Below are 13137 nucleotides of genomic sequence, written 5' to 3'. Positions count from 1 at the left end.
CTTCTCCGATGTCTGCGGTGTCAGGTGCGGAGGGCGATCCCCTCCAGCACCATCGACAGGTACTGGCGGGCGATCTCCTCCGGGCTGTGCTGTCCCTCCGGCCGGTACCAGGACGCGGCGACCCAGACGGTGTCGCGCACGAAGCGGTAGGTGAGCCGGACGTCGAGGTCGGCGCGGAAGGCGCGCTCGGCGACGCCGCGCTCCAGCGTCCCGAGCCACGCCTTCTCGAACTTCTGCTGCGAGTCGGCGAGATAGCCGAAGCGCGGCCGGGTCCGGAGGTGCTTGGACTCCTTCTGGTAGATGGCGACCGCGGCGCGGTGCCGGTCGATCTCCCGGAAGGACTCGGTGACGAGGGCCTCGATCGTCTCCCTCGGTCCGAGTCCGGCTGCGAGGACGGCGTCGTACCGGGCCCACAGGTCGTCCAGGAAGGTGGAGAGGATCTCGTCGAGCATCGACTCCTTGGAGTCGAAGTGGTAGTAGAGGCTGCCCGCGAGCATCCCCGCCGCGTCCGCGATCTTGCGGACGGTGGTGGCGTTGTACCCCTGTGCGGCGAACACCTCGGCCGCTGTGGCGAGGAGCTCTTCGCGCCGGTCGGGCGTCTGGCTCATGGTGGTCTTCCTGCTGCTGCTTTTCGGCACACGGCCATTCTCGCCTCACGGGTGCTGGCTGCTCACGGCAAGGATCTCTCCGGTCATGTACGAGGAGTAGGCGCTGGCCAGGAACACGATGACGTTGGCCACTTCCCACGGCTCGGCGCAGCGGCCGAACGCCTCGCGGGAGGTCAGCTCGTCCAGCAGTTCGGGGGTGGTGACCTTCACCAGATGCGGATGCATGGCGAGGCTGGGCGAGACGGCGTTGACGCGTACGCCGTACTCGGCGGCCTCCAGTGCGGCGCAGCGGGTGAGCGCCATGACCCCGGCCTTGGCGGCGGCGTAGTGCGACTGGCCCTTCTGCGCCCGCCAGCCGATCACCGAGGCGTTGTTGACGATGACGCCCCCGCCGCCCGCGGCCTTCATGCGGCGCAGGGCGGCGCGGGTGCAGCGGAAGGTCCCGTTCAAGGTGACGTCGAGGACCTTGTCCCACTGCTCGTCGGGCATGTCGACGAGGTCGGCCGTGCCACCGAGCCCGGCGTTGTTGACCACGATGTCGAGGCGTCCGTGCCGCTCCTCGGCGAGGTCGAAGAGTGCCGTGACCTGGGTCTCGTCGGTCACGTCGCAGGGCAGCGACGTCACGCGGTCCGCACCGAAGCCGGCGGTCAGTTCCGCCTCCGACTCCTTCAGCCTGCGGGCGTGCGCGTCGGAGAGGACGACGCTCGCCCCCTCCTCCAGGAGCCGCCTGGCGGTCGCGCCGCCGATCCCCGCGCCCGCCGCGGCGGTGACGACGGCGGTACGGCCGGCGAGCAGGCGATGGCCCGGGACGTACGGCGGCGGGGCCGCGGTCATGGGCGAACCTCCTTGGGCAGGCCGAGCACCCGCTCGGCGATGATGGTGCGCTGGATCTCGTTCGATCCGGCGTAGATGGTGTCGGAGCGGGAGAAGAGGAACAGCCGCTGGAAGTCGTCGAGGTCGTAGGGCTCACCGGCCGCCAGCATTCCGTCGGCGCCGCAGACGTCCATGGCGAGCTCTCCCAGCTCCCGGTGCCAGGTCGCCCAGAAGATCTTGACGATGGACGCCTCCGGGCCCGGCGCGCCGGCCGCGGCGCCGTCGAGCATCCGCAGTGCGTTGCCCCGGATGATCTCCAGCCCGGTCCAGGCGCGGGCGATCCGGTCGCGGATCAGCGGGTCCTCCGCCGCGCCGTTGCGCTTGGCCCTTTCGATGACGGCCTCCAGCTCGCGGCGGAAGCCCACCTGCTGTCCCAGGGTGGACACTCCGCGTTCGAAACCGAGCGTGGCCATGGCGACCTTCCAGCCCCCGCCCGGCGCTCCGACGACGTTCCCCGCCGGCGTGCGGGCGCCGTCGAAGAACACCTCGTTGAACTCGCAGGTGCCCGTCAGCTGTGTGATCGGCCGCACCTCCACGCCTGGCTGGTCCAGCGGTACCAGCAGATAGGACAGGCCCTGGTGGCGGGTGGAGCCGGGCTCGGTGCGGGCGATGACGAAGCACCAGTCGGACGCGTGCGCGAGTGAGGTCCAGGTCTTCTGCCCGGTGACCACCCACTCGTCGCCGTCGAGTTCGGCCCGCGTGCGCACGCCTGCGAGGTCCGACCCGGCGTCCGGCTCGCTGTACCCCTGGCACCACAGCTCCTCGACGGCGACGATCCGGGGGAGGAACCGCTCGCGCTGCGCGGGCGTGCCGAAGGCGATCAGGGTGGGGCCGAGCAGTTGTTCCCCGATGTGGCCGACCCGGGCGGGGGCGTCGGCGAGGGCGTACTCCTCGTGGAGGGCGACCTGCTGCTCGAGGGTGGCGCCCCGGCCGCCGTACTCCTTCGGCCAGCCCACGCAGGTCCAGCCCGCGGCGGCCATGTGCCGCTCCCAGGCGAGGCGTTCGGCGAAGGCCTCGTGTTCCCGGCCGGGTCCGCCGCGCCCTCGCAGACCGGCGAACTCGCCCGTGAGGCCGCCTCGCAGCCAGTCCCGGAACTCGGCGCGGAACTCCTCGACGCTGCTCATGGGCGGCTCCGGCGACTCTCGACGCATGGGCGGTTCGACTTCTCGACGGCCGATGGCCCGTACGTTAACCTACCAAACACTTGTTAGGGAAGGAGGGGCGGATGTCCGCTGCCCGCACCGCACCCGCTGAGCCCGTCCGGTACGAACGCCACGGCGCCGTCGCCGTGGTCACCATGAACCGGCCCGACCACCGGAACGCCCAGAACTCCGCGATGACCTACGCGCTGGACCGCGCCTTCTACACCGCGGCCGACGACGACGAGGTGAAGGTCGTGGTCCTCGCGGGAGCGGGGAAGCACTTCTCGGCCGGCCACGACATCGGCACCCCGGAGCGGGACGCGCATCTGCCGTTCGACCGTAAGGCGGGCCTGTGGTGGGACCACTCGGACAAGCAGGGAGCGGAGAGCCGCTACGCCCGCGAGTCCGAGGTCTACCTGGGCATGTGCCGCCGCTGGCGCGAACTGCCCAAGCCGTTGATCGCCTCCGTGCAGGGCGCGTGCGTCGCGGGCGGCCTGATGCTGGCCTGGCTGTGCGACCTGATCGTCGCCTCCGAGGACGCCTTCTTCGCCGACCCGGTGGTGCGCATGGGCATCCCCGGCGTGGAGTACTTCGCCCACCCGTGGGTGATGCCGCCGCGCATCGCGAAGGAGTTCCTCTACACCGGCGACCGGATGAGCGCGCAGCGCGCGTACGAGGTCGGGATGGTCAACCGGGTCGTGCCCCGCGCCGAACTGGCGGACCGCACCATGGAGTTGGCGACCCGTATCGCCGAGATGCCGCGCCTGGGGCTGGCGCTGACCAAGCGGGCCGTCAACCAGGCCGAGGACCTTCAGGGACTCCACGCCGGACTGGACTCCGTGTTCGGGCTGCACCACCTGGCGCACGCGCACAACGCCGAGACCGCGAAGGACCCGCTCGGCGGCATGGACGTCCGGGCGATGAAGGAGGCCTCCTCCTGATGGACCTCGACTTCACCGCCGAGGAGGAGGCGTTCCGCGCCGAGGCCCGCGCCTGGCTCGCCACCCGTGTGCCGGCCGCACCGCTGCCCTCGCTCGAGACCGCCGAGGGCTTCTCGGCCCACCGCGAGTGGGAGCGGACGCTGTCCGCGGACCGCTGGTCGGTGGTCTCGTGGCCCGAACAGTACGGCGGCCGGGGCGCCTCCGTCCTCGAGTGGCTGATCTTCGAGGAGGAGTACTACGCCGCCGGCGCACCCGGCCGGGTCAGCCAGAACGGCATCAATCTCCTCGCCCCCACCCTCCTGGAGTACGGCACGGACGAGCAACTGGCCCGGGTCCTGCCGCCGATGGCGAGCGGCGAGGTGATCTGGGCCCAGGCCTGGTCCGAGCCGGAGTCCGGCTCGGACCTCGCGAGCCTGCGCTCCACGGCCGTACGGACCGACGGGGGCTGGCTCGTGAGCGGCCAGAAGACCTGGTCGTCGCGGGCGGCCTTCGCCGACCGCGCGTTCGGGCTCTTCCGCAGCGGCCACGGCGGAACGGAAGCGACCAAGCCCCACCACGGCCTGACGTACCTCATGTTCCCGCTGGACGCGGACGGGGTGACCGTGCGTCCCATCGGCCGGCTCGACGGCAAGCCCGCCTTCGCCGAACTCTTCCTCGACAACGTCTTCGTCCCCGACCGGGACGTGATCGGTGAGCCGGGCCAGGGGTGGCGGGTCGCCATGAGCACCGCGGGCAACGAGCGTGGGCTGACGCTGCGCAGCCCCGGGCGGTTCACCGCGGCGGCCGGCCGCCTGACGGCGCTGTGGCGCTCGAACGCGGACCCGAGCGACACCGCCCTGCGCGACCGGGTCGCGGACGCGGTCGTCGGCGCCCGCGCGTACCGGCTCTTCGCCTACGCGGACGCCTCGCGGATCACCGCCGGAGAGACGACCGTCGCCGGGGCGAGCCTCAACAAGGTCTTCTGGTCCGAGCTGGACATCGCCCTCCACGAGACCGCTCTGGACCTGCTGGGCCCGTACGGCGAACTGTCGGACACGGCCGGGGAAGCGCCCGCACACGGCAGCTGGGCCGAGGGGTACACCTTCTCCCTCGCCGGCCCGATCTACGCCGGCACCAACGAGATCCAGCGCGACATCATCGCCGAGCGGCTGCTCGGCCTGCCGAAGGGACGCCGGTGATGCGGTTCCTCCTCGACGACGAGCAGCAGGCGTTCGCCCGCTCCTTGGACGGCATGCTCACGGCGGCCGACACCGCCTCCGTCGTACGGGCCTGGGCCGCCGGGGACACCGCACCCGGCCGCGCGCTCTGGTCCCGGCTCGCGGAGGCCGGGGTCTTCGCCCTCGCCGTGCCGCAGCAGCACGACGGCCTCGGCCCGCTGCCCGTCGAACTCACCGTCGCCTTCACGGAAATGGGCCGCCACGCGGTGCCTGGCCCACTGGTGGAGACGGTGGCCGCGGCGGCATTCCTCGACCGCCTGGGCGACGAGGCGGTGGCCGCCGCATGGCTGCCGGGCATCGCGTCCGGCAGGACGGCCGCCTCGCTCTGCCGGCTCTCCGACGACAGCCCCTACGCCCTGGACGCCCACGCCGCCGACGCGGTCTTCGTCGTGGAGGGCGACACGGTACGCCTGGCAGCGGCGGCCGGGCCCGTCCAGCCGTCCGCCGACCCGGCGCGCCGGCCGGCCCGTCCGCTCGGCGGAACCGTCCTGGCGCGCGGGCCGGAAGTGGCCGCCGCGGCCGCGCACGCCGCCGGCGTCGCGGCGCTGATGACGGCGGCCCAGGCGCTCGGTCTGGGCCGCACCCTGCTCGCACGAACCGTCGAATACGCGCGGCAGCGCACCCAGTTCGGTGTGGCGATCGGCTCGTTCCAGACAGTGAAGCACCGGCTGGCCGACACCTTGATCGCCCTGGAGTTCTCCCAGCCCCTGGTCCAGGCCGCGGCCGTGGTCCTGGCCGCGCGTGATCCGGAGTCGGACCGCGCGATCGCGGCGGCGAAGGTCACGGCGTGCGAGGCGGCCTGCGCCGCTGCCCGTACCGCCCTGCAGATCCACGGCGCCCTCGGATACACCGAGGAGTTCGACCTCTCCCTGTGGATCCGCAAGGCCCGCCCGCTGCGGTCCGCCTGGGGCACACCGGCCGCCTGCCGCGCCCGCGTGCTGGCCCCCTGAACCCATCCCGGACCGAGCGGCGCTCGAAAGGAGTCTGCGGTGAGGCCGACGGAAGAACTGGAGGAACTGCGGTCCGCCGTGCGGGCATCGCTCGCGCGGCACGAGGGCGCGGCGGCCTGGCCGCCGTTGACCGAACAGATCGGCGCCGCAGGACTCTCCGTCCCCGAGGAGTACGGCGGCGCCGGCCGCGGTGCACGTGAGGTGCACGTGGTCATGGAGGAGTTGGGCCGGAACCTGAGCCCCCTCCCCTATCTCGGCTCCGCGGTGCTCACGGTCCAGGCCCTGCTCGCCTCCGGCGACGCGGAGGCCTGCGGGCGGCTGTTGCCGGACCTCACCGAGGGCCGGACGGTGGGGGCCCTTGCGTGGGCCGAACGCGGTTCCTGGAGCCCGGCGGCCGTCCGGACCCGCGCCGCCCGGAACCCGGGTGGCGGCTGGCGGCTCACCGGGGCCAAGGAGTTCGTCCTCCACGGGACCGAGGCCGATGTCCTGCTCGTGGCGGCCCGAACGGCGGTCGGGCTCTGTCTCTTCCAGGTGCCCGTCGACGGCGCGGGTGTGCGGCGTGAAGCGGCGGTCCCCATGGATCAGACCCGGGCGCAGGCGCGCATCGTGCTCGAGGGGGCCGAAGGGCGGCTCATCGGCGCGGAGGGCGACGGCGGCCGTGTCCTGCGGCACGTACTGGACCTGTCCTGCACGGCGCTCGCCGCCGAGCAGACCGGCGCGGCCGAGCGCTGCCTGGAGCTCACGGTGGCCCACGCCAAGGAGCGTATCCAGTTCGGCCGGCCGATCGGCTCCTTCCAGGCACTCAAGCACCGGCTGGCGGACGCGTACGTGCTGGTGGAATCGGCACGGTCGGCCGCCCTCTGCGCGGCCTTCGCGGCAGCCGCCGGCTCATCGGAGCTGACGCGCTGCGCGGCGGTCGCGAAATCCGCCTGCTCGGAGGCGTTGTCGACGGTGGCGGGCGAGATGATCCAGCTGCACGGCGGCATCGGCATCACCTGGGAACACGATGCCCACCGCTTCTTCAAGCGCGCCCACGGCTCCGCCCAGTTGTTCGGTTCCCCGGCGTGGCACCGGGGCCGGCTCGCCGAGGAGCTCGGACTGACCGCGGTCTGACCGGACCGGCCCCTGCCCGTCCGTCGACGCTCCGCCGCGGCCGGCTCCTGGTCCGTGCCGGGGCGCTCAGGCCACCTTCTCCGGGACGATCACACAGCCGGGGCCGGGCGGTCGAGAAGATCCGTCAGCGGGACGCCGGGGTCGGCGAGCCTCGTCGCGTCGACCGGGCGCCCGGAGGTCACGAGGGCACGGATCGGGTCGGTGACGTCCCAGACGTTGACGTTCATGCCGGCCAGTACCCGGCCCTCCGCGAGCCAGAACGCGATGAACTCGCGGGTGTCCCTCCGGCCGCGGAAGACGACCTCGTCGTAGCCGCCGGGTTCGACGTAGCCGGTGTACTCCATGCCCAGGTCGTACTGGTCGGTGAAGAAGTACGGAACACGGTCGTAGGCCACGTCCTGGCCGAGCATCGCCTTGGCCGCGTCCTGCGGCTGGTTGACGGCGTTCGCCCAGTGCTCGACGCGGATGTGCTTGCCGAGCAACGGGTGAAAGGCGTTGGCGACGTCCCCGGCGGCGTAGATGTACGGGTCCGAGGTACGCAGGTGGGCATCGACGACGATGCCGTTGTCCACCTGAAGACCGGCGGCGTCGGCAAGCCGGACGTTGGGGGTGATGCCGATCCCGACGACGACCGCGTCGGCACCGATACGGCTGCCGTCGGTCAGGAGGACACCGTCCGCCCGGCCGCCGTTCCCCGTGATCTCGGCGACCTGGACGCCGAAGCGCAGGTCGACCCCATGACCGGCGTGCAGCTCGGCGAAGATCCGTGAGACCTCGGGGCCCAGCACACGCAGCAGGGGCAGCGCCGCCCGCTCCAGTACGGTGACCTCCACGCCGGCCGCGCGGGCCGCCGCCGTTGTCTCCAGCCCGATCCAGCCGGCGCCGATCACCACGACGCGGGATGCCGACCCGAAGGTCTCCTTCATGCGGTCGCTGTCGGGCAGCCGGCGCAGGTAGTGGACGCCGTCGAGCTCGGCTCCGGGCACGGTGAGGCGGCGCGGTGAGGAGCCGGTGGTCAGGAGCAGCCTCTCGTAGCCGATGCGGCTGCCGTCAGCGAGCGTCACCTCCCGTCCGGCCGGGTCGATCGCGGTGGCGGCGGTGCCCAGGCGCAGGTCGACGTCGTGCTCGGCATACCACTCGGGAGGGTGGACGTAGACCGTGTCACGCTCCTCCTTGCCCAGCAGATAGCCCTTGGACAACGGCGGGCGTTCGTACGGGTATTCGCTTTCCTCTCCGAGCAGCACCACGGGGCCGTCGAAGCCCTCTTCCCGTAGGGTCTGCGCTGCCTTCGCACCGGCCAGGCCGGCTCCGACGATCACGAATGCCGTGTTCGCGGTCATGTTCTCTCCTCTGCTGCGTCGGCCGGCCCGCCGGCCGACGGTGGCGTGGTGCCGTCATCGGACGCGGACTGCTGGGCGCCCGTCTCCTTCGCACAGGTGCCGTCGCGGGAGCCGGATGCTCCGGGGTGGTCGGCTGCGGCACGCAACTCCACACAGCACCGTCCCGGGTGGGGGGCGAGGACCGCGTCTATGCCGCCGGCCTCGAGTCCCGTGAGGAAACCGCCGAGGAAGGCGTGGTTGATGCCGCAGACCAGCTGGGGCGAGCGGGCAACGAGGGGATGGAAGGGGCAATTGAGCAGCCGCAGTTCGTCAGGGGCCTGACGCGCCGGTTCGAATCCGAACTCCTCCAGGACGGACGCCGTCAGGGTGATGGACCGCTCAGGGCCGAGGCGTCCGGGACGGCTGTCGGAGCGTGTCGCGGCTCCGAGCTCTTCACCCCGCCGCCGGGCCGTGCGCAGCGCGGCGGACTGCGCGTCTTCACCCTGTCCCTGTTCGAGGACCGCGTCGACGAGGATCTCCGCGAGAACGTCGGTACGGCGTTCGGGGATGCTGATGCGGATGTCGGTCCCGGCCGGCTCGTACACCTTGGGCCTGCGGCCGACCCTGCGGGCGCCTCCCGGACTGTCGTAGTGGGAGTCCAGCAGCCCGGCCGCGACGAGCTTGTCCAGGTGGAAGGCGGCCAGCTTGGCGGAGATGCCGGCCTGCGAGGCCGCCTCCTCCCGCGTCACAGGCCGGTGCGCGCGCCGGGTGAACTGGTAAAGGGTGCGGCGCACCTCGTCCGCGAGCACCGAGACCGCTTCCACTCCCGCCGTGGGGCGTGGACGGGACGAAGCCGGAGTCGGTCCTGAGGTCATACCTCCACGATAACTCCAATCGATGCTGGCGGAACCGAAGAGACGTGGTGTTTTCCCTGGGTTCTTGACCAGCTTCCGGAATAAGTCCAATACTGATTGGTGAAACTCTGGAGGAGGAGCCATCATGCCCCTGGAACTGCACAAGCAGGCGAAACAGCCGGTCAGCGCCGCTCTCGCGGACTCGTACGGGCACCCGTTCGATCCGGTGGTGGTCACCGCGCCGGCCGGTGCGCGGGCGGGCAGTGCTCCCGGGACGGGTGAGTGACATGACCCAGGACCTCCGCTCCACCGTGCACATAGCCCCCGGCCCGTCCCCCTCCCCCGAACCGGTCGCGGCGCCGGTCGCCCTGCGCGTTGTCCACGACGGGGAAGGGGTGGACCTGACGGCCGCCGAACTCGCAGCGGGGCAGTTCCTTCAGGCGCTGGGTATCGACACCGGTTCGGAGAGCCTGCGCGGCACCCCGGGCCGCATGGCCCGCGCCTACGCCGAGCTGTTCACCCCTCGCCCGTTCGACCTGACGACGTTCCCGAACGACGAGGGCTACGACGAACTGGTCCTCGCCCGGAGCATCCCGCTCCGCAGCGTCTGTGAGCATCATCTTCTGCCGTTCGTCGGTACGGCACACATCGGCTACCTGCCCGGGCAGCGGATCCTCGGCCTGTCCAAACTCGCTCGGGTCCTGGAGCACTTCGCCTGCCGTCCCCAGGTGCAGGAGCGGCTCACCAAGCAGGTCGCCGACTGGCTCCGGACCCACCTGGAGCCGAAAGGCGTCGGCGTCGTCATCCAGGCCGAACACACCTGCATGACGCTGCGCGGCGTCCAGGCCACCGGGGCCACGACGATGACCTCCACGCTCCTCGGGCTGCTGCGCAGCGATGCGCGATCCCGCAGCGAGTTCCTGGCCCTGACCGGTCTGCCGCACTGACCACGGCTCAGCGGCGCCGGAAGGGGCGGTGCGGCGACGACAGGGACCACGGCTGCGGTGTCGGACTGCTGAAGTATCCTTCCGGCCACCGCACACCGACCAAGAGGACCAAGAGAATTGACCGGCCTGTCTGCTTTCCCGCTGCCCTTTCGTGCTTCTCGTTCCATATCGTTCGCGGCACCCCGAACGCTGCGGGAACTTCAGATGATGCAGTGCAGCTCACACATTCGGGCGAAGCCGGGATGGTTCGACAAGATGAACGATGCCGACATCGTCGCCAGGTGGACGCAGGAAGCGATCGCCCAGGGCCTCACCGAGGCGCAGGTGCGTTACGTGCTTGCCGAACTTCGGCATTACGCCGCGCTGCGGGACGGACGTACCGGCATCGAGGTGTCCGCCGTCGACGGGGTGTGGCAGTCGGACACACTGGTCGACGACAAGCTCGGATCCCGGCTGCGCGAGGCGGTTCGGGTGCTGGAACAGGTCCCGGAAGCAGAACAGGACTGGCATCCCGGATCCGACGGCCAGGTACTGGATCTGGTCCATCCCTCACTGTTCTGCCTGGTGAGAGAGGTGAGCGGTGCGCCCGAGCAGACGTGGCAGAACCCGGCGGACCGCTACTCGAAGTACGAATTCTCGGAGAGATTCCAGTGGCTGCCCACGGACGTCGACGTCAGTGACGACGGCGATGTCGCCTTCCGTTCGTACGTCAACAACGTCCACCCCGAGACTCATCGCGAACTGGCCTCCGTACTGCCGGACGTGTTCGCGTGCTTCCGCCCGATGCTGGAGAACGTGCTCACCGATCTGCGCCGTCCGCGACCCCTGCGGATCCAGGCCGATCCCTACGGGTGGTACGACTCGGAGCCGGAGTATCCGGACGAATCCTCCTACAGCGATGAGGAGGCCTACGAAGAAGCCCTCAGTGCATGGGAAGAGGCCCATGAGGACTGGTGGGAGAACCGCCGTCCGGTCGTTCCGGACGCCCCGGACTTCACCCCGCCCGAGGTGCCCGGTGATTCCGACCGGGTCGACCTGCGCGGCCGCCGTCTCCAGGTCATCGTCAAGCTCGCCACCATTCATCTCACGCCGGACAAGCCCGAGTACCCCGGCGGTGCCTGGCATGTCGAGGGGATGATGAACGAGCGGATCGTCTCGACCGGCATCTACTACTGGGAGAGCGAGAACATCACCGAGAGCAGCTTGAGTTTCCGGGCGGCACTCGACTACCCCCGCTACGAACAGAACGACGACAACGGCCTGCGTGAGGTCTACGGCCTGGAGGACGAAGACGCACTGAATCAGGTCCTGGGATCGACATCGACCCCAGCGGGCCGCTGCCTGGCGTTCCCGAACGTCCTGCAACACCGCGTCGGCTCGTTCCGCCTCACGGACCCCACCCGCCCGGGACATCGCAAAATTCTCGCGTTCTTCCTGGTCGACCCGTCGGAAAGGATCGTCTCGACCTCCGATGTGCCACCGCAGCAACCATGGTCCGACACCTCGACCATGACGCTTGAACAGGCCAGGACCTACCGCGAACAACTCATGCGGGAACGCAAGTTCTTCGTCGACGAACACAACGAGCAGATCTACGAACGAGAATTCTCCCTCTGCGAGCACTGAACCGCCTTCCTGGATAGGAACCACGGGAGGCGTGCGGTGCGGCCCGGCCGCCTGACGCGCGGCCGGGTCGGGTGCGGATACGTGGGGCATGTCGCGCGGGGCGGCCGGGTAGCCGGGCGGCATCCCCGATGTGCAGCGGCCACGCCCGACCCGAGGAGAATCAGTGCCCGAGAAGAACATTTTCGTGATCGGCCTCGACGACGCCAACCTGGACACCTTGCACAGCGTGCCCGACGCCGACGAGTACCGCTTCCACCCGCTCCTGAGCACGCGGGAACTGCAGGTCGGCGAGGTGTCCGTGCCCGCGCTGCTGGAGAAGGCAGAGGGAGTGCTGGACGCGTTCGACGGAAGCATCGACGCCGTCGTCGGGTACTGGGACTTTCCCGTGAGCACGCTCGTGCCGATCCTGAGCGAGCGCTACGGCACGCGCAGCACCTCTCTGGAGTCGGTCGTCAAGTGCGAGCACAAGTACTGGAGCCGGCTGGAGCAGCAGAAGGTCGTGGACGCGCATCCCCGCTTCGGCACGGTCGATCTGGAGGCACGGGATCCGCGCCCGCCCGAGGGTGTCCGTTTCCCCATGTGGCTCAAGCCCGCCCTGTCGTACTCGTCGGAGCTCGCCTTCGGCGTGAAGAACGAGGAGGAGTTCCGCGCGGCGGTGGACGAGATCCGCGAGGGCGTCGCACGCGTCGGCCGCCCGTTCCAGTACATCCTCGACCGGCTGGACCTCCCCCCGGAGATGCAGGGCGTCGGAGGCCAGGTGTGTCTGGCCGAGGAAGCGCTCGCCGGCATCCAGGTCGCGGTCGAGGGCTACGTCCACCGCGGCGAGGTCACCGTCTACGGCGCACTGGACTCCATCAACTATCCCGACAGCTCGTCCTTCCTGCGCCACCAGTACCCCTCCACGCTCCCCGAGCCCGTCGTGCGGCGTCTGCACGAGATCTCCGAGCGCGTGATACGGCAGATAGGGATGGACGCGGCGACGTTCAGCATCGAGTACTTCTACGACCCGCGCACCGACGCGATCAACCTGCTGGAGATCAATCCCCGGCACTCCCAGTCGCACGCCGAACTGTTCGAGTACGTCGACGGCGTGCCCAACCACCACTGCATGCTCAGCCTCGCCCTCGGCAAGAACCCTGAGCTGCCCGACGGCGCAGGCCGCTACAAGACGGCGGCCAAGTGGTACTACCGGTGGTTCGCCGACGGTGTCGTGCACGACGTGCCCTCGGATGCGGACCTGAGGCGCATCGAGCGGGAGATCCCGGGCGTGCGGATCGACATGGTGCCCGAGGAGGGGCAGCAGCTGTCGCGGATGCACGAGCAGGACAGCTACAGCTTCGAACTGGCCCACATCTTCACCGGCGGCGACAGCGAAGAAGAGCTGCGCGACAAGTACGACCGCTGCGTGGCCGCCTTGAACCTCACGTTCGACCGTGCCGCGTCCGACGGCGACGACGGGGAGAACTCCTGAGCCACGTCCGGTCCGGCCGGACGGGTGTGCCGGAAAGGATCCTGGGCAGCCGCCCAGCCGAGCCGAAATGAGGAGG

The 13137-nt window shown here is 70.5% G+C and carries 13 protein-coding genes; 8 read left to right on the top strand and 5 right to left on the bottom strand.

The window, feature by feature from the left end; genetic code table 11:
• Positions 1-20: 20 nt before the first annotated feature.
• From AB0K36_RS16115 to AB0K36_RS16105, 3 genes are read right to left on the bottom strand one after another with little or no spacing between them, the layout of a single operon-like run.
• Complete coding sequence (locus AB0K36_RS16115) at positions 21-608, bottom strand: TetR/AcrR family transcriptional regulator (RefSeq protein ID WP_364594003.1); 588 nt, start codon at positions 606-608, stop codon at positions 21-23.
• A 45-nt stretch (positions 609-653) separates the two neighbouring features.
• On the bottom strand, positions 654-1442 hold the full coding sequence (locus AB0K36_RS16110) for an SDR family oxidoreductase (protein WP_364594000.1): 789 nt from the start codon (positions 1440-1442) through the stop codon (positions 654-656).
• A complete protein-coding gene (locus AB0K36_RS16105; protein WP_364593997.1) occupies positions 1439-2605 on the bottom strand; it encodes an acyl-CoA dehydrogenase family protein in 1167 nt (388 codons plus the stop codon). The genes AB0K36_RS16110 and AB0K36_RS16105 overlap by 4 nt, the downstream gene beginning before the upstream one ends.
• 101 nt (positions 2606-2706) lie before the next feature.
• Here AB0K36_RS16105 and AB0K36_RS16100 point away from each other — a divergent pair, with 101 nt between their 5' ends.
• From AB0K36_RS16100 to AB0K36_RS16085, 4 genes are read left to right on the top strand one after another with little or no spacing between them, the layout of a single operon-like run.
• Entirely contained in the window at positions 2707-3564 is an 858-nt protein-coding gene (locus AB0K36_RS16100; protein WP_364593994.1) for an enoyl-CoA hydratase, read from the top strand.
• Complete coding sequence (locus AB0K36_RS16095; RefSeq protein ID WP_364593991.1) at positions 3564-4742, top strand: acyl-CoA dehydrogenase family protein; 1179 nt, start codon at positions 3564-3566, stop codon at positions 4740-4742. The genes AB0K36_RS16100 and AB0K36_RS16095 overlap by 1 nt, the downstream gene beginning before the upstream one ends.
• Complete coding sequence (locus tag AB0K36_RS16090; RefSeq protein WP_364594221.1) at positions 4742-5731, top strand: acyl-CoA dehydrogenase family protein; 990 nt, start codon at positions 4742-4744, stop codon at positions 5729-5731. Before AB0K36_RS16095 ends, AB0K36_RS16090 begins: the two co-directional genes overlap by 1 nt.
• A gap of 39 nt (positions 5732-5770) precedes the next feature.
• The gene (locus AB0K36_RS16085) at positions 5771-6844 is read left to right on the top strand and encodes an acyl-CoA dehydrogenase family protein (protein WP_364593988.1); all 1074 of its coding nucleotides are present in this window, start codon (positions 5771-5773) and stop codon (positions 6842-6844) included.
• Between the two features lie 89 nt (positions 6845-6933).
• Here the strand turns inward: AB0K36_RS16085 and AB0K36_RS16080 are convergent, their stop codons facing one another.
• The gene (locus AB0K36_RS16080) at positions 6934-8184 is read right to left on the bottom strand and encodes an NAD(P)/FAD-dependent oxidoreductase (protein ID WP_364593985.1); all 1251 of its coding nucleotides are present in this window, start codon (positions 8182-8184) and stop codon (positions 6934-6936) included.
• Entirely contained in the window at positions 8181-9038 is an 858-nt protein-coding gene (locus AB0K36_RS16075; protein ID WP_364593982.1) for a helix-turn-helix transcriptional regulator, read from the bottom strand. The genes AB0K36_RS16080 and AB0K36_RS16075 overlap by 4 nt, the downstream gene beginning before the upstream one ends.
• 124 nt (positions 9039-9162) lie before the next feature.
• On the opposite strand from AB0K36_RS16075, the gene AB0K36_RS16070 reads away from it, so the two are divergent.
• The 4 genes from AB0K36_RS16070 (at position 9163) to AB0K36_RS16055 (ending at position 13061) form a co-directional block, all read left to right on the top strand.
• On the top strand, positions 9163-9303 hold the full coding sequence (locus AB0K36_RS16070) for a hypothetical protein (RefSeq protein WP_364593979.1): 141 nt from the start codon (positions 9163-9165) through the stop codon (positions 9301-9303).
• 1 nt (position 9304) lies between these two features.
• Positions 9305-9964 (top strand): GTP cyclohydrolase I FolE, encoded by a 660-nt coding sequence (gene folE, locus AB0K36_RS16065; RefSeq protein ID WP_364593976.1) that lies wholly within the window; start codon positions 9305-9307, stop codon positions 9962-9964.
• Positions 9965-10039: 75 nt separating this feature from the next.
• Positions 10040-11590, top strand: coding sequence for a DUF4246 domain-containing protein (locus tag AB0K36_RS16060; RefSeq protein WP_494517677.1), 1551 nt, complete (start codon positions 10040-10042; stop codon positions 11588-11590).
• 163 nt (positions 11591-11753) lie between these two features.
• Entirely contained in the window at positions 11754-13061 is a 1308-nt protein-coding gene (locus AB0K36_RS16055) for an ATP-grasp domain-containing protein (RefSeq protein WP_364593970.1), read from the top strand.
• The last annotated feature ends 76 nt before the right edge of the window (positions 13062-13137 follow it).

This window comes from Streptomyces kurssanovii, assembly GCF_040677245.1.
Classification (GTDB): domain Bacteria; phylum Actinomycetota; class Actinomycetes; order Streptomycetales; family Streptomycetaceae; genus Streptomyces; species Streptomyces kurssanovii.
Note: the sequence above shows the minus strand (reverse complement) of the source record. Positions and strands in the feature narration are given on the sequence as shown.

What these genes read in the sequence shown, in the direction of transcription:
- folE (WP_364593976.1), top strand. Translation starts at nt 9,305, where the DNA reads ATGACCCAGGACCTCCGCTCCACCGTGCACATAGCCCCCGGCCCGTCC.
- AB0K36_RS16105 (WP_364593997.1), bottom strand. Translation starts at nt 2,605, where the DNA reads ATGAGCAGCGTCGAGGAGTTCCGCGCCGAGTTCCGGGACTGGCTGCGA.
- AB0K36_RS16110 (WP_364594000.1), bottom strand. Translation starts at nt 1,442, where the DNA reads ATGACCGCGGCCCCGCCGCCGTACGTCCCGGGCCATCGCCTGCTCGCC.
- AB0K36_RS16115 (WP_364594003.1), bottom strand. Translation starts at nt 608, where the DNA reads ATGAGCCAGACGCCCGACCGGCGCGAAGAGCTCCTCGCCACAGCGGCC.
- AB0K36_RS16095 (WP_364593991.1), top strand. Translation starts at nt 3,564, where the DNA reads ATGGACCTCGACTTCACCGCCGAGGAGGAGGCGTTCCGCGCCGAGGCC.
- AB0K36_RS16090 (WP_364594221.1), top strand. Translation starts at nt 4,742, where the DNA reads ATGCGGTTCCTCCTCGACGACGAGCAGCAGGCGTTCGCCCGCTCCTTG.
- AB0K36_RS16100 (WP_364593994.1), top strand. Translation starts at nt 2,707, where the DNA reads ATGTCCGCTGCCCGCACCGCACCCGCTGAGCCCGTCCGGTACGAACGC.
- AB0K36_RS16070 (WP_364593979.1), top strand. Translation starts at nt 9,163, where the DNA reads ATGCCCCTGGAACTGCACAAGCAGGCGAAACAGCCGGTCAGCGCCGCT.
- AB0K36_RS16080 (WP_364593985.1), bottom strand. Translation starts at nt 8,184, where the DNA reads ATGACCGCGAACACGGCATTCGTGATCGTCGGAGCCGGCCTGGCCGGT.
- AB0K36_RS16075 (WP_364593982.1), bottom strand. Translation starts at nt 9,038, where the DNA reads ATGACCTCAGGACCGACTCCGGCTTCGTCCCGTCCACGCCCCACGGCG.